The organism is Streptomyces sp. NPDC057307, from assembly GCF_042667665.1.
Classification (GTDB): domain Bacteria; phylum Actinomycetota; class Actinomycetes; order Streptomycetales; family Streptomycetaceae; genus Streptomyces.
This window is the reverse complement of record NZ_JBHUZM010000031.1, coordinates 1-22018: the sequence shown is the minus strand read 5'-3', so window position 1 is coordinate 22018 and position 22018 is coordinate 1. Positions and strand designations below refer to the sequence as shown.

General features: G+C 71.9%; 16 protein-coding genes. 12 read left to right on the top strand and 4 right to left on the bottom strand.

Going from position 1 to position 22018, the window contains the following annotated elements; all coding sequences use genetic code 11:
• Positions 1-299: 299 nt before the first annotated feature.
• From leuS to ACFUN8_RS14555, 3 genes are all read left to right on the top strand, one after another.
• Positions 300-3200: a leucine--tRNA ligase gene (gene leuS, locus ACFUN8_RS14565; RefSeq protein WP_383636087.1), complete on the top strand. Its 2901-nt coding sequence runs from the start codon at positions 300-302 to the stop codon at positions 3198-3200.
• A 240-nt stretch (positions 3201-3440) separates the two neighbouring features.
• A complete protein-coding gene (locus ACFUN8_RS14560) occupies positions 3441-4265 on the top strand; it encodes a hypothetical protein (protein WP_383636084.1) in 825 nt (274 codons plus the stop codon).
• 315 nt (positions 4266-4580) lie between these two features.
• Positions 4581-5426: a DegV family protein gene (locus ACFUN8_RS14555; RefSeq protein WP_382569198.1), complete on the top strand. Its 846-nt coding sequence runs from the start codon at positions 4581-4583 to the stop codon at positions 5424-5426.
• Positions 5427-5654: 228 nt separating this feature from the next.
• Here ACFUN8_RS14555 and ACFUN8_RS14550 read toward each other — a convergent pair whose 3' ends face one another.
• The gene (locus ACFUN8_RS14550) at positions 5655-5852 is read right to left on the bottom strand and encodes a hypothetical protein (RefSeq protein ID WP_383636081.1); all 198 of its coding nucleotides are present in this window, start codon (positions 5850-5852) and stop codon (positions 5655-5657) included.
• A 67-nt stretch (positions 5853-5919) separates the two neighbouring features.
• Here ACFUN8_RS14550 and ACFUN8_RS14545 point away from each other — a divergent pair, with 67 nt between their 5' ends.
• From ACFUN8_RS14545 to ACFUN8_RS14530, 4 genes are all read left to right on the top strand, one after another.
• Positions 5920-6651 carry a helix-hairpin-helix domain-containing protein gene (locus ACFUN8_RS14545; RefSeq protein ID WP_383636078.1) on the top strand — a complete coding sequence of 244 codons (732 nt, stop codon included), beginning with the start codon at positions 5920-5922 and terminating at the stop codon, positions 6649-6651.
• The gene (locus ACFUN8_RS14540; RefSeq protein ID WP_383636075.1) at positions 6648-9140 is read left to right on the top strand and encodes a ComEC/Rec2 family competence protein; all 2493 of its coding nucleotides are present in this window, start codon (positions 6648-6650) and stop codon (positions 9138-9140) included. The genes ACFUN8_RS14545 and ACFUN8_RS14540 overlap by 4 nt, the downstream gene beginning before the upstream one ends.
• A gap of 106 nt (positions 9141-9246) precedes the next feature.
• The gene (locus ACFUN8_RS14535) at positions 9247-10134 is read left to right on the top strand and encodes an arylamine N-acetyltransferase (RefSeq protein WP_383636072.1); all 888 of its coding nucleotides are present in this window, start codon (positions 9247-9249) and stop codon (positions 10132-10134) included.
• Between the two features lie 149 nt (positions 10135-10283).
• Positions 10284-11165: a YceI family protein gene (locus ACFUN8_RS14530; protein ID WP_383636069.1), complete on the top strand. Its 882-nt coding sequence runs from the start codon at positions 10284-10286 to the stop codon at positions 11163-11165.
• A gap of 176 nt (positions 11166-11341) precedes the next feature.
• Here the strand turns inward: ACFUN8_RS14530 and ACFUN8_RS14525 are convergent, their stop codons facing one another.
• The gene (locus ACFUN8_RS14525) at positions 11342-11590 is read right to left on the bottom strand and encodes a hypothetical protein (RefSeq protein WP_383636066.1); all 249 of its coding nucleotides are present in this window, start codon (positions 11588-11590) and stop codon (positions 11342-11344) included.
• 68 nt (positions 11591-11658) lie between these two features.
• Between ACFUN8_RS14525 and holA the strand changes: the two genes are divergently transcribed.
• Positions 11659-12645 (top strand): DNA polymerase III subunit delta, encoded by a 987-nt coding sequence (holA, locus tag ACFUN8_RS14520; RefSeq protein WP_383636063.1) that lies wholly within the window; start codon positions 11659-11661, stop codon positions 12643-12645.
• Between the two features lie 210 nt (positions 12646-12855).
• Here the strand turns inward: holA and rpsT are convergent, their stop codons facing one another.
• Positions 12856-13122, bottom strand: a complete 267-nt coding sequence (rpsT, locus tag ACFUN8_RS14515; RefSeq protein ID WP_023541903.1) for a 30S ribosomal protein S20 — start codon at positions 13120-13122, stop codon at positions 12856-12858.
• A gap of 200 nt (positions 13123-13322) precedes the next feature.
• Here rpsT and lepA point away from each other — a divergent pair, with 200 nt between their 5' ends.
• Complete coding sequence (gene lepA, locus ACFUN8_RS14510; protein ID WP_383636060.1) at positions 13323-15188, top strand: translation elongation factor 4; 1866 nt, start codon at positions 13323-13325, stop codon at positions 15186-15188.
• 276 nt (positions 15189-15464) lie between these two features.
• Positions 15465-17354 carry an AMP-dependent synthetase/ligase gene (locus tag ACFUN8_RS14505; protein ID WP_383636057.1) on the top strand — a complete coding sequence of 630 codons (1890 nt, stop codon included), beginning with the start codon at positions 15465-15467 and terminating at the stop codon, positions 17352-17354.
• A 51-nt stretch (positions 17355-17405) separates the two neighbouring features.
• Here ACFUN8_RS14505 and ACFUN8_RS14500 read toward each other — a convergent pair whose 3' ends face one another.
• A complete protein-coding gene (locus tag ACFUN8_RS14500; protein WP_383636054.1) occupies positions 17406-17984 on the bottom strand; it encodes a two-component system response regulator in 579 nt (192 codons plus the stop codon).
• 289 nt (positions 17985-18273) lie between these two features.
• Here ACFUN8_RS14500 and ACFUN8_RS14495 point away from each other — a divergent pair, with 289 nt between their 5' ends.
• Positions 18274-20484 carry a SpoIIE family protein phosphatase gene (locus tag ACFUN8_RS14495; RefSeq protein ID WP_383636051.1) on the top strand — a complete coding sequence of 737 codons (2211 nt, stop codon included), beginning with the start codon at positions 18274-18276 and terminating at the stop codon, positions 20482-20484.
• Positions 20485-20524: 40 nt separating this feature from the next.
• Positions 20525-21757, top strand: a complete 1233-nt coding sequence (hemW, locus tag ACFUN8_RS14490) for a radical SAM family heme chaperone HemW (RefSeq protein ID WP_383636048.1) — start codon at positions 20525-20527, stop codon at positions 21755-21757.
• Positions 21758-22018 lie beyond the last annotated feature (261 nt).

The following is a 22018-nucleotide window of genomic DNA, read 5'->3' as shown; positions in this document are numbered from 1 at the left end:
GCCGTGCCGACATCGGCGCGGAGTCGTCCCGGCGTCGGCCTGGGATCGGCCCGGCATCGTCCTCGCTCACGCCCGAGCGCGCCTCCCGCGCGCCCGTCCCCGGCCCGAATCCGCCGTGCGAGCCCTCCGCCCGCTGCGGTACCCTGCTCGCATGCGTGCCGTACGCCTTCTGCTTAGCGAGCCGCGCTGATCAGTACCGACGGATGACAGATCCGGTCGGAATCAGCGTGGCTGCCCCCTCCTGTGTGAGGGGTTTTTTCATTCCCGCGGCAGAGACGATCGATGGAGCTTCAGAGGACATGAGCGAGACGAATCCGGCCGCCGCCGACGCGGAGACGACCGCGACGACCGCGCCGCACCGCTACACGGCTGCCATGGCCGCCGACATCGAGGCACGCTGGCAGGACTTCTGGGACGCCGAAGGCACCTACGAGGCGCCGAACCCGACGGGCGACCTGGCCGGGGACCCGGCCGTCGTCGCGCGCCCCAAGAAGTACGTCATGGACATGTTCCCGTACCCCTCCGGTACCGGACTGCACGTCGGGCACCCGCTCGGCTACATCGCCACCGACGTCTACGCACGCCATCAGCGCATGAGCGGCTACAACGTGCTGCACACGCTGGGCTTCGACGCCTTCGGCCTGCCCGCCGAGCAGTACGCGATCAGCACCGGCACCCACCCCCGGGTGTCGACCGAGGCCGCCATGGAGAACATGACGCGGCAGCTGCGCCGGCTGGGCCTGGGGCACGACAAGCGGCGCTCGGTCGCCACGATCGACCCCGAGTTCTACCGCTGGACGCAGTGGATCTTCGTACAGATCTTCAACTCCTGGTACGACCCCGAGGCCGGCAAGGCCCGCCCGATCACCGAGCTGGTGGCGCGGTTCGAGAGCGGCGAGCGCGCGACGCCGGACGGCCGGAGCTGGAGTGAACTGACCGAGAACGAGCGGGCGGACATTCTGGGCGAGTACCGGCTGGCGTACGCCTCCGACGCCCCCGTCAACTGGTGTCCCGGCCTGGGCACCGTCCTGGCCAACGAGGAAGTCACCGCCGACGGACGCTCCGAGCGCGGCAACTTCCCGGTCTTCAAGTCCAAGCTGCGCCAGTGGAACATGCGCATCACCGCCTACGCCGACCGGCTGCTGGACGACCTGGACGCGCTGGACTGGCCCGATGCCATCAAGCAGCAGCAGCGCAACTGGATCGGGCGCAGCGAGGGCGCGCGTGTCGACTTCCCGGTCGGCGACGCCGGTGCCATCACCGTCTTCACGACCCGTCAGGACACGCTGTTCGGCGCCACGTACATGGTTCTGGCGCCGGAGCACGAGCTGGTCGAGAAGATCGTCCCGGCCGCCTGGCCCGAGGGCACGCACGACGTGTGGACGGGCGGCCACGCGACGCCCGCCGACGCCGTCGACGCGTACCGCAAGCAGGCCGCGTCGAAGTCCGACGTCGAGAGGCAGGCCGAGGCCAAGGACAAGACGGGCGTCTTCACCGGGGCGTACGCGACGAATCCGGCCAACGGCGAGCGGATCCCGGTCTTCATCGCGGACTACGTCCTGATGGGGTACGGCACCGGCGCGATCATGGCCGTCCCGGCGCATGACAGCCGTGACTTTGCGTTTGCACGCGCTTTCGAGCTGTCGATGCGCTGCGTCGTGGAGCCGACGGACGGCCGTGGCACCGACGCCTCTCAGTGGGAGGACGCGTTCGTCGCGTACGACGCGAAGATCGTCAACTCGTCGGCCCCCGCCGTCAGCCTGGACGGGCTGGGCGTGGTCGACGCCAAGGCGAAGATCACCGAGTGGCTGACCGCCGGGGGCATCGGCGAGGGAACGGTCAACTTCCGGCTGCGTGACTGGCTGTTCAGCCGGCAGCGCTACTGGGGCGAGCCCTTCCCCGTCGTCTACGACGAGGACGGCATCGCGCACGCGCTGCCCGAGTCGATGCTGCCGCTGGAACTGCCCGAGGTCGACGACTACTCGCCCCGCACCTTCGACCCGGACGACGCCGACACCCGGCCCGAGACACCGCTGTCGCGCAACGAGGACTGGGTCGCCGTCGAGCTGGACCTGGGCGACGGCAAGGGCGTACGGCGCTACCGCCGCGAGACCAACACCATGCCGAACTGGGCCGGTTCGTGCTGGTACGAGCTGCGCTACCTGGACCCGAACAACACGGAGAAGCTGGTCGACCCGGCCGTCGAGCAGTACTGGATGGGCCCGCGCGAGGGCATGCCGCACGGCGGCGTCGACCTGTACGTGGGCGGCGCCGAGCACGCCGTACTGCACCTGCTGTACGCGCGCTTCTGGTCCAAGGTGCTGTACGACCTGGGCCATGTCTCGTCGGTCGAGCCGTTCCACAAGCTGTACAACCAGGGCATGATCCAGGCGTACGTCTACCGCGACAGCCGCGGCATCGCGGTCGAGGCCGCCGAGGTCGAGGAGCGGGACGGTGCCTTCTGGTTCCGCGGCGAGAAGGTCAGCAAGCTGCTGGGCAAGATGGGCAAGTCCCTGAAGAACGCGGTCACTCCGGACGAGATCTTCGCGGAGTACGGCGCCGACACGCTGCGTCTGTACGAGATGGCCATGGGCCCGCTGGACGTCTCGCGGCCGTGGGACACGCGCGCGGTGGTGGGCCAGTACCGGCTGCTGCAGCGGCTGTGGCGCAACGTCGTTGACGAGGCGACCGGTGAGGTCACGGTCGTGGACGTACCGGACGCCGACGTCGACGTGACGACGCTGCGTGCCCTGCACAAGGCGATCGACGGGGTCGGCCACGACATGGCCGCGCTGCGCTTCAACACCGCCATCGCCAAGATCACCGAGCTGAACAACCATCTGACGAAGGTGGGCGGGCCGGTCGCCCGCTCGGTCGCGGAGCGACTGGTGCTGCTGGTGGCGCCGCTGGCGCCGCACGTCGCCGAGGAGCTGTGGCGCAAGCTGGGGCACACCGGCTCGGTGGCGCACGAGGGCTTCCCGGCCGCCGACCCGGCGTATGTGATCGATGAGACGGTCACCTGCGTCGTACAGGTCAAGGGCAAGGTCAAGGCGCGGCTGGACGTCTCCCCGTCGATCTCGGACGAGGAACTGGAAGCGCTGGCGCTGGGCGACGCCGCGGTGGTCGCGGCGCTGGGCGGCGCGGGCATCCGCAAGGTGATCGTGCGGGCGCCGAAGCTGGTCAACATCGTGACGGCGTAAGCCCCGGTGGGGTATGCCCACCGACCGCCCGCGGGGTTCCCTCGGAGATTCCGCGGGCCGTCGGTGGGCGGTCGGTAGGTCGTCGGTGGGTTGTCGGTGGGTCGTTGGCGGGCGGCCGGCCGGCGGCTCACGGACACAGGGCTTTCCCTTACGGGCAGTTTGAGGGTCCGGACGGAACCCTCAGGGTGCCCGTTCCGTTTACGGTGGAGGGACCGACGTCGACACCGGAGAGGCATCCACATGGAGGCCGTGCTTTTGATCGTGGCGCTGCTCTTTGTCGCATTCGTGGCCTTGGGCGTATTCGTGAGCGTCAAGGCGGTCCGTGCTGCCAAGCGAGGCGTGGACCGTACGATCACGCAGGCCCGCCGGACCGTCGAGGACACCACCCTGAGGGCGAAGAGCCTCGGGCAGACCGGCGTACCGGCCGAGCTGGCGCAGCTCCGGCTGAAGCTGCGTACGTCGATGCGGGCCACCCAGGAGGCGCTCCGGGCGAACGAGGCGGAGGACGCCTCGCTGTCGGAGTCGCTGAGCCTCTTCCAGCGGCTGAGTGTGTATGGGCGTGAGCTGGACGACGAGTTGAGGCGGCTGGAGCGGGACCCGGACCGGGCGACGATCGCGCAGCGGCTCGGCGAGCTGCGGGAGCGTACGGAGCGGATCACGAAGTCGGCCGACTCGCTGCGGTGGGCGGCCAGGGACCGGGCCCGGAAGTTCTCCGAGGACGAGCTGACGCTTCTGAGCGAGCAGATCGACGTCGAGTCGGGGGCGCTGCGGCACTGGTCGGCGGTGGAACCGAACACCGACCCGCACGCGGCGCCGCATGCGGACCCGAGCCGGCAGGAGGCCATGGAGTGGCCGGAGCCGGAGCCCGCGAGTGAGCCGGAGCAGGCGGGGCGGCGTGATGGGGGCGCGGCCCGGTCGGAGGGCGTGGAGCCCACGCTCGCCGACCAGACATGGCCCGAGCCGCCGCCGGCGGGTGAAGGACCGCAGGCGATCGAGCCGCCCGATCCCCGGCGTGCGACCTATCCCTGGCAGGAGAAGTCGGCGCGGCCGGAGACGACGAACTGACGGACCGGCGAACTGACGGACCGATCGGTCCGTCTGCCGTGCCGTCTGCCGTTCGGCCTTGCCTCGGCCCGCGGTTGATCGGGTTGCGGGCGGTCGGGCGGGGCACACGCATGACGCGGTGGCGGGCCGTCAGGGATGCCGTCGGAGATATGGATCCGCCGGGATCGGATCCGTGGAGAGTCGGGATCGGATCCGTGGAGATCGGATACGGCAAAGCAAGGAAGAGGGCGGAAGCCGATGGGGACCTCTTCGAATTCGACGGGCGTGGCGGGGCCGGGCTCCCGACCTGCGGTCGCGGCGGGTAACCTCCCGCTCATGTCCCGCCATGTCGCGATCGTCACCGATTCAACGGCCTACCTGCCGCCTCAGGCGATGGAACGCCATGGCATCACCGCGGTCCCGCTGACCGTGGTTCTCGGTGACCGGGCACTCGAAGAGGGCACCGAGATCTCGGCCAGATCGCTCGCGCTCGCGCTGCAGAAACGGCGCTCCGTGACCACCTCGCGGCCGAGCCCCGAGGTCTTCGCCGCCGCCTACCGGGCGGCGGCCGAGGCCGGGGCGACGGGCATCGTCTCCCTGCATCTGTCGGCGGAGTTCTCCGGGACGTACGACGCCGCGGTTCTCGCCGCGCGCGACGCACCTGTGCCGGTACGGGTGGTGGACACCGGGATGGTCGCGATGGCCCTCGGCTTCTGCGCCCTGGCGGCGGCGGAGACGGCGGAGGCGGACGGATCGCTGGACGAGGCGGTCGCGGCTGCCGAGAAGCGGGCCGCCGGGACCTACGCGTACTTCTACGTCGACACGCTCGACTACCTGCGGCGGGGCGGCCGTATCGGCGCCGCTCAGGCGCTTCTCGGCTCGGCGCTCGCCATGAAGCCGCTGCTCCAACTGGACGGCGGGCGGATCGAGTTGCTGGAGAAGGTGCGTACGGCTTCGAAGGCGATCGCGCGCCTGGAGGAGATCGTCGCCGAGCGGGCGGGCACCGGTCAGGTCGACATCGCCGTGCACCATCTCGCGGCACCGGAGAGGGCCGCCGCGCTCGCCGACCGGTTGCGGGAGCGGGTGCCGGGACTCGCCGAGATGCATGTGAGCGAGGTGGGCGCGGTGATCGGCGCGCACACCGGGCCGGGGCTGTTGGGGGCTGTGGTCTCGCCGCGTTGAGCGGGGTGAGCGATGCGGTGAGCGGGGGCGGAATCGCTCGTTCGGGTGGCCGAGTTATCCACAACTGGTGAGTTATCCACGGTAATTCGACCGCTCCGGCGGGATCGACGGCGAGTGCCTACCGTCTGGTGGCATGACTCTCCGATCACACTCCGTGACCAGCGGCCCCGGTCGCGCTCCGACGTCCGACAGCCGTGTCCGACAGGTCCGTCAGGTCCGTCAGGCGCGTCACGGCGCCGGCCGTGGCCGGTCCTTCGTCTCCTCCGCGCCGCGTCCGCGCCACAGGCGCGCGGGGACGACACCCGCGACGACGGCGTTACGGCGCCGCGCCGACGCGCTGTTCGCCGTGGGGCTCGCGGGCGCGGACGCGGGGGCGGCGCGGTCGGCCGCAGCGGTGGGCAGCCCGGTTCCGGCGTCGACTCCCACACCACCTGCGGTGCCGCCTCCGGCGTCACCTCCGGCGCCAACTCCCGCCTCTGCAGCGGGCCACACGGTGGCGCCGCCGGGGGAGGGGGAGCAGGCGGGTGGGCGGCGCGAGCGGGTGTGGGCGGCCGTACGGGAGCGGTTGCCGTTGTGGGTGCAGCTCAGATGCGGGCTTGAGCCGAAGACGCTGGCCGCGCTCGTGGTGGTGCTGGTCGTGGCCGCCGTACTGGCGGCCCAGCACTTCTGGTCCGGCCGGCCGCAGTCGGTCAGCGCGCCGGAGATGGTCCGCGAAGCGGCCGCCGCGACCGGGCCCGCGCGCGACTCCGCGCCGTCGTCCGGGACACCCGCGCCCGCCGCCGCGTCGCCGGCCGGGCGTGTGGTGGTCGATGTCAGCGGCAAGGTGCGCAGTCCCGGCGTCCGCCGCCTGCCCGCCGGGTCGAGGGTCACCGACGCGCTGCGAGCGGCAGGAGGAGTCAAGCCCGGCGCCGACCTGACCGGGCTGAACCGGGCGCGGGTGCTGGTGGACGGTGAGCAGGTGGTCGTCGGCGGCCCCGCGCCACCGGGGCAGGCCGCCGCCGTGCCCGGCACGGGCGCTGCCGGTCCGGAGGGCGCGCCGGTGAGTCTCGGCACGGCCACCGTCGAACAGCTCGACACACTGCCCGGCGTCGGACCGGTGCTCGCGCAGCACATCATCGACTACCGCACCCGGCACGGCGGATTCAGCTCCGTCGACCAACTGCGCGAAGTGAACGGGATCGGCGAACGCCGCTTCGCCGACATCGAGCCCCGTGTGCGGCCATGACCCGCGCGGCCGTGCACGCGGCCTCGGGAAATGCGCTGGGCGCCGCAGCCCCTCGCCAGGAGGGCCCGGCCGATCTGCGGCTGGTGCCACCCGCGTTGGCGGCCTGGGCCGCCGCGGCGCTGGCGACGGGCGCACCGGGGAGCTGGGTCGCCGGCGCGGTGCTGGCCGGGCTCGCCGTGGCCGGAGTGTTGCTGGTGCGGGCCGCGCTGGTGCCGGGACCAGGACCGGGGGGCGTGCGGCGGAGGGTGAACGGGGTCGCCGTCGCCGCTGTGCTGCTCTGCGCCGTCGCGGGAGCGGGCTCCGCCTGGCTGCACGCCGCGGACCGGCACCGGGGCCCCGTGCCGGGGCTGGCGGATCGGTACGCGCGCGTCACCGTGGACCTGACGGTCACCTCCGACCCGCGCCCCACCAGACCACGGGTGCACGGCGACAGACTCTCGTCGGCCGGACTCGTCCTGGACGCCGACCTCACACGTGTGTCGTCCGCCGACGGAGCCGTCACCACCGTCCGTACGCCGGTGCTCGTACTCGCCGGAGCGGGGGACGGCGCCGAGGCGTGGCAGCGGCTGCTGCCGTCGACCGGGCTCAGGCTGGCCGGGCGGCTCGCGCCGCCGACGGAGGGCGACGAGAGGTACGCGGCTCTGCTGCGGGTGGAGGGGGGCGGGCCGCCACAGGTCGTACGCCCACCGACCGGCCTCCAACGCACCGCGGGGCAACTGCGCGCCGGACTGCGCGAGGCGACGGAGGGGCTCCCGGCGGACGCGCGCGCCCTGCTTCCCGGACTGGTCGTCGGGGACACCTCCCGGATCCCGCCCGAACTGCACGAAGCGTTCACGGCGACCGACCTCTCGCATCTGCTCGCCGTCTCCGGAAGCAATCTGACGATCGTCCTCGCCCTGTTCATCGGGCCGCCCGGACTCGCGCTGCGGGCGGAGCGGCGCGGGCTCGCCCCACGGCTGGGGATCTCACTGCGGTCGACCGCGGTGCTCGGCGGGGCGCTCACGCTCGCCTTCGTGGTGGTCTGCCGGCCGGAGCCCAGCGTGCTGCGGGCGGCGGCCTGCGGACTGATCACCCTGCTCGCCATCGGCACCGGCCGGCGCAGATCGCTGATCCCGGCGCTGGCCGCCGCCGTACTGCTCCTCGTCCTCTGGGACCCCGCCCTGGCGCGCAGCTTCGGCTTCGCGCTGTCGGTGCTCGCCACCGGCGCGCTGCTCACCATCGGGCCGCGCTGGAGCGCGGCACTGCGGCGGCGCGGGGTGCCGCCCAGGCTCGCCGAGGTGCTCGCGGCGGCGGCGTCGGCGCAGGCCGTGTGCGCGCCGGTGGTGGCGGTGTTCGCCGCGCGCGTCAGCCTCGTCGCGATCCCCTGCAACCTGTTCGCGGAACTGGCGGTGGCGCCCGCGACGGTGCTCGGCTTCGCGGCGCTCGCCGCCGCGCCGGTGGCGATGCCGGCGGCCGAGCTGCTGGCCCGGTGCGCGGGCTGGCCCGCCGGCTGGATCGCCTCGGTCGCCCGCACGGGCGCGGCGCTGCCAGGGGCCGAGGCCGATTGGCCCGGCGGCTGGCGGGGCGGGGCGCTGCTCGCCGTCGTCACGGTCCTCGTCGTGTGCGCGGTACGGCGCATACGCGGCCACCCGTGGGTCGCCGCCGCCTGCGCGGTGCTCCTGCTGCTGGCCGTCCTGCGGCCGGCGCCCTTCACCCGGATGGTCACCGGGTGGCCGCCGCCGGGCTGGGCGCTGGCGATGTGCGACGTCGGCCAGGGCGACACCATGGTGCTCGCGGCCGGTGAGGGCGCGGGTGTGGTCGTGGACGCCGGGCCGGACCCCCGGCTGGCCGACCGCTGTCTGCGGGACCTCGGGATCACCCGGGTACCGCTGCTCGTGGTCAGCCACTTCCACGCCGACCATGTCACCGGACTGCCCGGGGTGCTGCGCGGCAGGAGGGTCGGCGCCATTCAGACGACGACCCTTCACGAGCCCTGGGAACAGAGCGAGTTCGTACGGCGGACGGCGCGGGCCGCGCGCGTGCCGCTGGTGCGCGCGATACCGGGGGAGCGGCGCCGGGTCGGGCCGCTCGACTGGCGGGTCCTGTGGCCGAGGGCCGGGCCGGGGCTGGGCGCGGGCGGGCCGAACGACGCGAGTCTCACCCTGCTCGTGCGGACGGTGGGCGGGCCGACGCTGCTGATGCTCGGCGATCTCGAACCGCCCGCCCAGCAGGGCCTGTCCAGGGACCACCCGGCGCTGGCGCCGGTGGACGTGCTGAAGGTCGCGCACCACGGTTCGGCCTTCCAGGACCCCGGACTGCTGCGCGCGGTGCGGCCCCGGCTGGCCCTGATCTCCTGCGGCAGGGACAACCCGTACGGCCATCCCTCGCCGCGCACGGTCGGCGCGCTGCGGGCCGGGGGAGCGGTGGTGCTGCGTACCGACAGGGACGGTGCCATCGCGGTGACGGGCGCGGGGGCGGGGCTGCGGGCCGTGCCGCGCGGGCCCACGTGAGGGGGCGGGGCGGCCGGCGCGCGGGGCCGGCGAGGGCCGGGCCCGTCCTTCGGACCAGGACGAACGACGCATGGTGGGAAGGAGGGGGCCGGGCCAGACTGGGCGCATGGACATGTCTCGGACCATCTCCGACTATCTGGGCCGGATCGGGGCCGACCGGCCCGTCGTACCGGACGCCGCGGCGCTGCGGGATCTTCAGGTACGGCACCTGCGGACCGTGCCGTTCGAGAATCTCTCCGTGCATCTGGCGGAGGAGATCGACCTCGAAGAAGGGGCGCTGGTCGCCAAGGTCGTGGACAGGAGGAGGGGAGGTTTCTGCTACGAACTCAACGGCGCCTTCGCGGTGCTGCTGCGGGAGCTCGGCTTCCGGGTGACGCTCCTTCAGGCCCGGGTGTTCACGGCGGACGGCGGGCTGGGGATCCCGTACGACCACATGACGCTCCTCGTCGAGACACCCGCACCCACGCCCACGCCGACCGGCACCGGGACCGGGACCGGGACCGGGACCGGGGCGGGACGTGGTGGGGAGCGGTGGCTCGCCGATGTCGGCTTCGGGAGTCACAGCACCCACCCGCTGTCCTTCGACGAGCGCGGTGACCAGGAGGACCCGGCCGGTACGTTCCGGGTCGTGGAGGCGCCGGAGGGCGACATCGACGTCGTGCGCGACGGCAAGCGCCAGTACCGGATCGACCAACGGCCGCGCGCGCTGGCCGACTTCACCGCCGGGGCCTGGTACCACCGGACCTCGCCCGACTCGCATTTCACCCGGTCGCTGGTCTGCTCCCGCAACACCCACGACGGCCGCATCACGCTCAGTGGCCGCAGGCTCGTCACCACCGTGGACGGCGAGCGCCACGAGCGGGAGCTGGTCGAGGACACCGAGATCCTGGCCGCCTACCGGGAGCACTTCGGTATCGACCTGGACCAGGTGCCCCGGGTCATGACCAACCGGAAGAGGGAGGGACTTAGCTGGACGTCCGGTACTTGCGGGTAGGGGAACGGCCAAACCACCTCCGAGCGCCCGTGTTTGCCCTGAACGGCACAAGGGTGATCGAATGCCTATTCGTCGAAGGTCCGTGTATTCGGCAACGAGATGATGCCGGGTGCGGGCCCCGAGTCCCGAACAGCACGGGGGTGTGCAGGATGTTCACACGTTGGTTCGGCGGGCGCGCGACCGGTGCCGCGCAGGCCGGTCCGCTCGCGAACGTGTCGGTGCCGCCCACGGCGGGCGTCCTGAGCTGCCGCGTTCTCGATCCCGGCGGTGAGCCCGTCCGGCGGGCCGAGTTCGTCCTCAGCGACGGCTCGGGGCGGAAGGTCGTCGCGGGGGAGACCGATCCGTTCGGCTCGATCGTGGCGACCGTCCCGGCGGGTGAGTACCGGCTCGCGGTCACGGCCGACGGCCTCACGCCGTTCCACCGCAACGCCACGGTGGCGGAGAGCGCGCACGCGGGCCTCGGCGACGTGACCCTCCAGATCGCGACGCCCCCGCCGCTCCCCGAGCCGGGTGAGTGGGAGATCGAGCCCACACACTCCCAGATCGGCTTCACCGCCCGCCATATCGGACTGGCGCGGATCCACGGCCGGTTCAACACCTTCGCCGGCGCCGTGCGGATAGCCGAGCGCATGGACCGGTCGGCGATGCACGTGATCATCGACGCGTCGTCCATCGACACCAACGTGCGGATGCGCGACGACCATCTGCGCTCGGCGGACTTCCTCGACGTGGCGAACCACCCGACGCTGGAGTTCTACAGCGACCGCTTCGTCCACCGCGGCGGCGGCCACTGGGGCGTGACCGGTGCGCTGACCCTGCACGGCGTGAGCCGTACGGTCACCCTGGACACCCGTTACCTGGGCATCGGCAGCGGCATGGAGGGCGAGACCCGCGCGGCCTGCCGCGCCACGACCGAGCTGCACCGCGAGGACTTCACCCTCACCTGGCAGACGATGCTCGCCCGCGGCATCGCCGTCGTCGGCTCCAGCATCTCCATTGACCTGGACATCCAGATCGTCCGCAAGTCCTAGTCGGATTGCCCCGGAGGGTTGTTCGTGCGGCTGACGGGTGACCCGTCGGACGGCAGGAACGCGTGCGTCATGGAATCCAGGCGTTCGGTTCCGCCGGACCGGTCGCGTATGGCGTGGAGGAGCGATCGGCGCGGTTCCCATGGACCGCGCGGGCGGCGCCACTTCGCGGACACGCCCTAGCTCTGGGCTTCGAGCCACCCCTCGTACTCCGCCGCGAAGGCGTCCAGCGCCGTGGGGTCGAGGCGCGCCTGGGCGTCCTCGATCACGACCAGCCACTGGGCGTCCTCCGCGTCGTCCTCGCCGGCCAGGGCGTCCCGGACGAGCTGGGGCTCCTCCACCACCCCGAAGCGGTCCGCGAGTTCACCGGCCACCTCCTCGGCGGTGTCGCGGTCGGGCAGCACCAGTACATGTCGCACATCGCTCACCCGCCCATTCTCCCGTACGCGGGCGGCCCGCGGGGCGGTGTCGGTGGGGCGTGCGATGCTGGACCGCGATGGCCACCAGGAAGACTTCCCCCGACGATCCGCTCGCCCCGCTCACGCTCGCCGTGGGCCAGGAGGACCTGCTGCTGGACCGCGCCGTCCAGCAGGTCGTGGCGGCGGCCCGCGCCTCCGACCCGGACACCGACGTGCGCGACCTCTCCTCCGACCAGCTCCACCCGGGCACCCTCGCCGAGCTGACGAGCCCGTCGCTCTTCGCCGAGCGCAAGGTCGTCGTCGTACGGAACGCGCACGACCTCGCCGCCGACACGATCAAGGACGTCAAGGCGTATCTCGACGCACCGGCCGAGGAGATCACGCTCGTGCTGCTGCACGCGGGCGGACCCAAGGGCAAGGCCCTGCTGGACGCCGCCCGCAAGGCCGGTGCCCGCGAGGTCGTCTGCGCGAAGACGACCAAGCCGGCCGAGCGGCTCACCTTCGTACGGTCCGAGTTCCGCGCGCTGGGCCGCTCCGCCACGCCCGAGGCATGCCAGGCGCTCGTCGACTCGATCGGCAGCGACCTGCGGGAGCTGGCCAGCGCGGTGTCGCAGCTCGCCGCCGACGTCGAAGGCGCGATCGACGACGCCGTCGTCGCCCGCTACTACACGGGCCGCGCCGAGGCTTCCAGCTTCACCGTCGCCGACCGGGCCGTCGAGGGCCGCGCGGCCGACGCGCTCGAAGCGCTGCGCTGGTCGCTGTCGACCGGTGTCCCGCCCGTACTGATCACCAGCGCCCTCGCCCAGGGCGTGCGCGCCATCGGCAAGCTGTCGTCGGCACGGGGCGGCCGGCCCGCCGACCTCGCCCGTGAGCTGGGCATGCCGCCGTGGAAGATCGACAAGGTGCGTCAGCAGATGCGGGGCTGGACCCCGGACGGGGTGGCGACGGCGCTGCGCGCGGTCGCGGCGGCCGACGAAGGCGTCAAGGGCGGCGGCGCTGACCCCGAGTACGCGCTGGAGAAGGCGGTCGTCACGATCGCGCAGGCGGCCCGCGCCGGCCGCTGAGCACCCACCGGACAACACGAAGGCCCCGGTACGCCGTACCGGGGCCTTCGTCGTCAAACCTGGTGTGGACCCGCACCCGCGTGGCGAACGCAGTCGTGTGCGAATCCGGAAATACACCGGTCAGGAGCGGTAGAGAGGGCCCGCTGAGTCCGTTCCGGCGGTTGAGATCAAAACTGGATCAAGGTGGATCAAGAGCGAGCGAGAATCCGCTCAGCCCTGCAGGGCGGCAACCTTGGACGCCAGCGCCGACTTCTTGTTGGCGGCGGCGTTCTTGTGGATGACACCCTTCGAGGCGGCCTTGTCGAGCTTGCGCGACGCCTCACGGACGGCCACATTGGCCTTCTCGACGTCACCGGCGACGACAGCCTCGCGGGCCTTGCGGATCGCGGTCTTGAGCGACGACTTGACGGCCTTGTTGCGCAGGCGCGCCTTCTCGTTGGTCTTGTTCCGCTTGATCTGGGACTTGATGTTCGCCACGAAATGCCTTTTCAGGTTCGATGATCTTTGAATGAGCGTCCGCGCCGAGACGGCAGCAGACACAGCTGTCTACGCTACCAGCCACCGTCCGACCGGCCCAAACCGGGCGCAGCCCCGTACCCGTGGGACGATGGAGCCTACGTATCGATCCGATGTGACCCGAGACGAGACGCCGCGCGTCTCAAGAATCAGGACCCTGCGTGCCCGCGACCCCTACCCACGTGCCCGAGCCGAGCCGTACGGACCCGGCGCTGCTCCGTAATTTCTGCATCATCGCGCACATCGACCACGGCAAGTCGACGCTCGCCGACCGGATGCTCCAGCTGACCGGAGTGGTCGACCAGCGGCAGATGCGCGCTCAGTATCTCGACCGGATGGACATCGAGCGCGAGCGCGGCATCACGATCAAGTCCCAGGCCGTCCGGCTGCCGTGGGCTCCCAACGAGGGTCCTGACCAGGGCACCACCCATGTCCTGAACATGATCGACACTCCGGGCCACGTGGACTTCACCTACGAGGTGTCCCGCTCGCTCGCCGCCTGCGAGGGCACGGTCCTGCTGGTGGACGCCGCGCAGGGCATCGAGGCCCAGACCCTCGCCAACCTCTATCTGGCGATGGAGAACGACCTCACCATCGTCCCGGTGCTCAACAAGATCGACCTGCCGGCCGCGCAGCCCGAGAAGTTCTCCGAGGAGCTGGCGAACCTGATCGGCTGCCAGCCCGAGGACGTCCTCAAGGTCTCCGCGAAGACCGGCGTCGGCGTCGACGTCCTGCTCGACCGGGTCGTCAGGGACGTGCCTCCGCCGGTCGGCGTCGCGGACGCCCCGGCGCGCGCGATGATCTTCGACTCGGTGTACGACTCCTACCGGGGCGTCGTCACCTACGTCCGTGTCATCGACGGCCAGCTCAACAAGCGTGAGCGCATCCGGATGATGTCCACCGGCGCCACCCACGAGCTGCTGGAGATCGGTGTCTCCTCGCCCGAGATGACCCCGGCCGACGGTCTCGGGGTCGGCGAGGTCGGCTACATCATCACCGGTGTGAAGGACGTCCGGCAGTCCAAGGTCGGTGACACGATCACGTCCCTCAACAAGGGCGCGACCGAGGCGCTGGGCGGCTACAAGGACCCCAAGCCGATGGTGTTCTCCGGCCTCTATCCGCTGGACGGCTCGGACTACCCCGAGCTGCGCGACGCCCTCGACAAGCTCCAGCTCAACGACGCGGCCCTGGTCTACGAGCCGGAGACCTCCGCGGCTCTCGGCTTCGGCTTCCGCGTCGGCTTCCTCGGGCTGCTGCACCTCGACGTGATCCGGGAGCGGCTGGAGCGCGAGTTCAACCTCGACCTGATCGCGACCGCGCCCAACGTGGTCTACCGGGTCGAGATGGAGGACGGCAAGGAGCACACCGTCACCAACCCGAGCGAGTTCCCCGAGGGGAAGATCGACTCGGTGCACGAGCCGGTCGTCCGGGCCACGATCCTCGCGCCCAGCGAGTTCATCGGCGCGATCATGGAGCTGTGCCAGACCCGCCGGGGCACGCTCCTCGGCATGGACTACCTCTCCGCCGACCGGGTCGAGATCCGCTACACCCTCCCGCTCGCCGAGATTGTCTTCGACTTCTTCGACCAGCTGAAGTCCAAGACCCGCGGCTACGCGTCGCTGGACTACGAGCCCACCGGCGAGCAGACCGCCAACCTCGTCAAGGTCGACATCCTGCTGCACGGCGACAAGGTCGACGCCTTCTCCGCCATCACGCACCGGGACCAGGCGTACGCGTACGGCGTACGGCTCGTCGCCAAGCTGCGTGAGCTGATCCAGCGCCAGGCCTTCGAGATCCCCATCCAGGCGGCCATCGGATCCCGGGTCATCGCCCGCGAGACGATCCGCGCCATCCGTAAGGACGTTCTCGCCAAGTGCTACGGCGGTGACATCTCCCGGAAGCGCAAGCTGCTGGAGAAGCAGAAGGAGGGCAAGAAGCGGATGAAGATGGTCGGCAGCGTGGAGGTACCGCAGGAGGCGTTCATCGCGGTGCTCTCCAGCGACGAGTCGTCGAGCAAGAAGAAGTAGCGGGAAGAAGCAGCGGGAAGAAGTGACCGGCGAGGCGACACAGCCAAGTGACGAAGAGAAGTAGCGGGCAAGTGACTCGCGAGTAGCAACGGTCGGGTCCGTGCGCACAGGCGCGCGGACCCGACCGCCGTTCACGGGTCCGGTTCGTTATGAAGCGGCTGCCCGCGTCCCCTTACGCACCGGGCGGGTGCGCTCTACTCTGATCACTGCTCGATGGTTACTCACCAGTTAAACAACAAACCAGTCGCGCAAGCTTTGCGGGGCCCGGAGGACGTCGTGAGCGACACAAAGACCTTGATCGAGAACCGGCCGCCGTCGGTGGCGACCCTCTTCATTGAGCGCGTGGCGGCCACGCCGGACGCGGAGGCGTACCGCTATCCCGTGCCGCCCGCCTCGGGTCAGGGCCCCGACGACTGGAAGTCCCTGAGCTGGGGACAGGCCGCGGTGCGCGTGTACGCGATCGCCGCCGGCCTGGTCGCGCTGGGCGTACGGCCCGAGGAACGTGTCGCGCTGGCCGCCGCCACCCGGGTCGAGTGGATCCTCGCCGACCTCGGTGTGATGTGCGCGGGCGCCGCGACCACGACCGTCTACCCCTCGACGAACGCCGAGGAGTGCGCGTACATCCTCGCCGACTCCGAGAGCCGCGTCCTCATCGCCGAGGACGCCGACCAGCTCGCCAAGGCGCGCGAGCGCCGGGCCGACCTGCCGAACCTCGCCCATGTCGTGGTGATCGAGGCGGCGGACGCGAAGCCCGCCGAGGGCGACCCGGAGGGCTGGGTGATCTCCCTCGCGGAGCTGGAGGAGCGCGGGACGAAGTACTTGGAGGAGCACCCCGAGGCCGTCAAGGAGCGGGTCGCCGCCATCAAGGCCGACCAGCTCGCGACCCTCATCTACACCTCGGGCACCACCGGCCGCCCCAAGGGCGTGCGGCTGCCGCACGACAACTGGTCGTACATGGCGAAGGCCACCGCGGGCACCGGGCTCATCAACAAGGACGACGTCCAGTACCTCTGGCTGCCGCTGGCGCACGTCTTCGGCAAGGTGCTGACCTCCGGCCAGATCGAGGTCGGCCATGTCACCGCCGTCGACGGCCGCGTCGACAAGATCATCGAGAATCTGCCGGTGGTGCGCCCGACCTACATGGCGGCGGTGCCCCGTATCTTCGAGAAGGTCTACAACGGGGTCGCGGCCAAGGCACGCGCGGGCGGACCCGCGAAGTACAAGATCTTCCAATGGGCCGCGGGCGTCGCGCGCGAGTACGCCAAGGTCAGCCAGGACAACTTCCGCCACACCGGCACCGGTTCGGTGCCCTTCGCCCTCGGCGCCAAGCACACCGTCGCCGACAAGCTCGTCTACGCCAAGCTCCGCGCGGCGTTCGGCGGCCGGCTGCGCGCCGCGGTCTCCGGATCCGCCGCACTCGCGCCCGAGATCGGCTTCTTCTTCGCCGGCGCCGGAATCCACATCCTGGAGGGCTACGGCCTCACCGAGTCCAGCGCCGCCAGCTTCGTCAACCCGGGCGAGGCGTACCGCACCGGCACCGTCGGCAAGCCGCTGCCCGGCCTTGAGGTCCGGATCGCCGACGACGGCGAGATCATGCTGCGCGGCCCCGGCATCATGGCCGGCTACCACGGGCTGCCCGAGAAGACCGCCGAAGTCCTCGAATCCGACGGCTGGTTCCACACCGGCGACATCGGCGAGCTGTCGGTCGACGGCTATCTGCGGATCACCGACCGCAAGAAGGACCTGATCAAGACGTCCGGCGGCAAGTACATCGCACCGGCCGAGGTCGAGGGCCAGTTCAAGGCCGTGTGCCCGTACGTCTCCAACATCCTGGTGCACGGCGCCGACCGGAACTTCTGCACCGCGCTCATCTCGCTGGACGAGGCGGCCCTGCTCGGCTGGGCGGCCGAGAACGGCATGGAGGGCAAGTCGTACGCCGACATCGTGGCGTCGCCGAAGACGCAGGAGCTGATCGACGGCTATGTGAAGGAACTCAACGACGGCCTGCAGCGCTGGCAGACGATCAGGAAGTTCCGGCTGCTGCCGCGCGACCTCGACATCGAGCACGGTGAGCTGACGCCGAGTCTGAAGCTCAAGCGGCCGGTCGTGGAGCGGGAGTACAAGCACCTGCTGGACGAGATGTACGCGGGGTCGCGGGAGGCGTAGACGCGCGTACGCGTCGTGGAGGAGTACGCGGGCGGCGCCGGCGGCCAGGATCTACGGCTGCGGGCTCCGTCCGCGTCGTAATTCCCGCAGTATGTTGTCGAGCCCGGCCAGATGGGCCCGGAGCGATGCCATCTCGCCGGGGCCGCGCAGGGTGTCGGCGTCGCTCTCGCGGCCGTCGCCGTCGCCGCTGTCGCCGAGCATGGACCCGATCGCGGAGAGCCGTTCGCCCATCTCGGTGAGCTGGGCGTGGTCCCGGGCGAGCAGGGCCGCCAACTGCTCGTTCTTGCGGTGCAGTTCGAGGAAGACCGTCACCTTGGCACGCAGCACCCACGGGTCGAACGGCTTCGGGATGAAATCGGCGGCCCCCGTCGCGTAGCCGCGGAAGGTGAATCCGCTGCCGGGATCGTTCCCGGTCAGAAAGATGATCGGGACGTCCTTCGCCTGATCCAGACGCTTGATGCCGGCGGCGGTGTCGAAGCCGTCCATGCCCGGCATCCGGACGTCCAGCAGGACCAGCGCGAACCGCTCACGGCGCAGTGCCCGCATCGCCTCCTCGCCCGAACGGGCCCGCACCAGCGGGACGTCGAGCGAGGCCAGTACCGCCTCGAGCGCGAGAAGATTTTCCTCCATGTCATCGACGAGAAGGATTCCCGCGCGGTCGGCAACCGGGGTGTCAGCGGGTGGGTCGGTGGGTATCTGGGTGCTCATCGTCGGTGGCGTCCGAGTAGGTGATGGCCGGGTTGGGGGGATCCGGGTGCGTAGTGTGTTGGGAGTGCGGCGGCCGGGAAGTGGCCTCTGAGCTCCGTTCTTCGCCCACTTCTTCGCCCATTTCGATGACTCGACGCTTATGGGCACGCTCAGTCTGTCACTCTGTCGGGGTCGTAAGCGGCGCAACGAAAGAAACAACCAGGAGCCGCACGTGGGGCCTATAGGGGACCGTCGGAACCCGAACGAACCGGAAGGGCCGACTCCGGCGCGGAGCCGGACGTTCCGCAACGACGAGCGACGCACGGCACGCACCAGCCTGCCGGGCAACCCGCTCGCCCCGTCCGCCGCGCGCCGGTTCGTGCGCGCGGCGCTCGCCGAGTGGACCAGCCTCGGGCTGCTCGCCACCTGCGCCCTCTGCCAGAGCGACGAGGCGTGCCCGCCGGGCCGGCACAACGCCGACGGGCTGGCCGACGACGCGGTGCTGATCGTCGACGAACTGGTCACCAACGCCGTCGTGCACGCGGGCACCAACGTCGAACTGCTCTGCCGCCTCGAAGCGGCCCCGAGCGAGCCGGAGGGACCCGGCGGGCCGCCCGCCCCCGACGACCCGTCCGCCGCCCTTCCCGGGCCGGACACGGCCGCCGACCAGGAGCCCGCCGCGCTCGTCATCGAGGTGTCCGACCACCACCCCGCCCGCTCCGTACGCAGCGACGCCCACGAGCCCGCGGGCGGCGGCTCCCCCGACTACGGCCGGGGCCTCCAGCTCATCGCCGCCCTCGCGGAACGCTGGGGCATCACGTACCGCACCGGCATGAAGACCGTCTGGGCCCGTCTCCCGCTCGACGGGCCGATCGCCGAAGTCGCGGCGGGCACCGGCACGGACGGGGCCGCGGGGGTCAACGGAGTCCTCGGCGAACCCGCCCTGCGCCGCGGGCTGCGCGCCGCCGAGATCATCGCCCCCGCGCCGCGCGGCATGCCGCGCGAGGACCCGGACTGGATCAGCCGGGGCGCCCTCTCCTTCCTCGCCGAAGCCTCCGACCTGCTGGCCGGACAGCTCGACGAGGACCTCGTCGCCGCCCTCGCCGGACAGCTGCTCGTGCCCCGCCTCGCCGACTGGTGCGCGATCTGGCTCGACGGCGAGGAAGGACACGGCCGTACGGGCGCCCCCCGGCTTGCCCGCGTCTGGCACGCCGACGAGTCCCGCATCGAGCTGCTGCGCGCCCTCCTGGAGAAGGAGCCGCCCCGGCTGCTCGACACCCAGCGCGGGCAGGACGGCACAGGCACCGGCAGCGGCGGCCGTAACGTGCCCGTCCCCGTCCCCTGGCCCGGCGCGGGCCAGACCGGCGCGCACGACGGCGCGGCCGTCGCCTGCCGGCTCGTCGCCAACGGCCGCCCCCTCGGCACCCTCGTCCTGGGCCGGCGCCGGCTCGCCCGGATGCCCGACGAAGTGACCGCCCTCATCGAGGACTTCGCCCGCCGCGTCGCCCTCGCGATCGGCGCCGCCCGCCGCTACACCCGGCAGGCCACCATCAGCCGCGTCCTGCAACGCAGCCTGCTGCCCAGCCAGGTGGCCAGGATCCCCGGCGTCGAGAGCCACCTCGTGTACGAGCCCGCCGACGACGGCGTGGTCGGCGGCGACTTCTACGACGTCTTCCCCGCGCCGCCCGGCGGCCGCTGGTGCTTCATGCTCGGCGACGTCCAGGGCAGCGGCCCCGAGGCCGCCGTCGTCACCGGCCTCGCCCGGCCCTGGCTGCGGCTCCTCGCCCGCGAGGGGTACGGCGTCGGCGAGGTCCTCGACCGTCTCAACCGGCTCCTGCTCGACGACGCGATGGAGGCCGCCGAGGCCGCCGCGCTGATGGTCGCCGTCGCCGGCGGGCAGGACCTGTCGGGCGGCGAGAGCGGCCTCCCCGGCCTCAGCGACCTCGGCCCGCTCGGTGACATCCGCGACATCGGCAAGAACCTCGACGACGGCCGGGGCGGCGGCCTCGCCGACGGCGGCCAGTCGCGCTTCCTGTCCCTCCTCTACGGCGAGCTGGCACCGCTCCCCGGCACCGCCGGCGGCGCCCGCTGCACCCTCGCGAGCGCCGGTCACCCACTGCCGCTGCTGCTGCGGCCCGACGGGACGGTACGGGTCGCGGCCGAGCCGCAGCTGCTCCTCGGGGTCGACGAGAACGTCGCGTACGAGAGCGCGAGCTTCGACCTGGCGTCGGGCGACACGCTCCTGTGCGTCACCGACGGCATCACCGAGCGCCGCTCGGGGCGGCTGCTCCTGGACGACGACGACGGTCTCAGCGCGATCCTGGCGGGCTGCACGGGCCTCAACGCGCAGGGTGTCGCCGAGCGGATCAGACGGGCCGTGCACGACTTCGACCCGAGCCCGCCGTCGGACGACCTGGCGATGCTGGTGCTGCGCGCGGAGTAGGCGGCGTCCGGTCCGCCCCGCCGTGCGGGACACTGGGGGCATGCCTTCCGCTCTGCCCGACGGTGACCCCATGCCCGAGTCCGGTGCGCTGCCCCCGCACGCCCTGGAGGGCGCGGCGGACCGGCCGCTCGGCTTCTACCTGCACGTGCCGTACTGCGCCACCCGCTGCGGCTACTGCGACTTCAACACCTATACCGCCACGGAGCTGCGCGGCTCGGGCGGCGTGCTGGCCTCCCGCGACAACTACGCCGACACCCTGACCGACGAGGTCCGGCTCGCCCGCAAGGTCCTCGGCGACGACACCAGGCCCGTCCGCACGGTCTTCGTCGGCGGCGGTACGCCCACGCTGCTCGCCGCGGCCGACCTCGTACGGATGCTGGGCGCCGTACGCGACGAGTTCGGCCTCGCCGACGACGCCGAGATCACCACCGAGGCGAACCCGGAGTCCGTCGGCCCGGCGTACCTGGCGGAGCTGCGCGCGGGCGGCTTCAACCGGATCTCCTTCGGCATGCAGAGCGCGAAGCAGCACGTCCTTCAGGTGCTCGACCGCACACACACCCCCGGCCGGCCCGAGGAGTGCGTCGCGGAGGCCCGCGCGGCCGGGTTCGACCATGTGAACCTCGACCTGATCTACGGCACGCCCGGCGAGAGCGACGACGACTGGCGCGCGTCGCTGGCGGCGGCGGTGGGCGCGGGGCCCGACCACGTGTCGGCGTACGCGCTGATCGTCGAGGAGGGCACGGGGCTGGCCCGCCGCATCCGGCGGGGCGAGGTCCCCATGACCGACGACGACGAGCACGCCGACCGCTATCTGATCGCGGACGAGACGCTGGCCGCGGCGGGGTTCTCCTGGTACGAGGTCTCCAACTGGGCCACCACACCGGCCGGCCGGTGCCTGCACAACGAGCTGTACTGGCGCGGCGCGGACTGGTGGGGCGCGGGGCCGGGCGCGCACAGCCACGTGGGCGGGGTCCGCTGGTGGAACGTGAAGCACCCCGGCGCGTACGCGGCGGCGCTGGCGGAGGGCCGCTCGCCGGGCGCGGGCCGGGAACTCCTCACGGCGGAGGACCGCCGAGTGGAGCGCATCCTGCTGGAGCTGCGGCTGTCGGAGGGCGTGGAACTGTCCCTGCTGCGCCCGGCGGGCCGGGGCGCGGCCGGGCGAGCCTTGGCCGACGGGCTGCTGGAGACGGGGCCGTACGAGGCGGGCCGGGCGGTACTGACGCTGCGGGGGCGGTTGCTGGCGGACGCGGTGGTGCGGGATTTGGTGGACTGAGGGGTTCGTTGTACCGGTGCCGCCCGGTGGTCGGTTGTCCTCAAGCGCCGGACGGGCTGGGTGGTTGCGGTGGTCGGTCGTGGGCGGGGTGCGGGCCCTCCGGAGGGATATGTCCGGACGGCGTGACTTACGCCGCGTGCAACGCTCGTTGGACCTGACGACCCGGCTTGTCCACGCGACACAAGTCAGCCTGAGTGTCCGAACACACCCCTCCTGCGACCCCGCCCCCCTCACGCCGTCGCGACACCGGTACAAGCCACC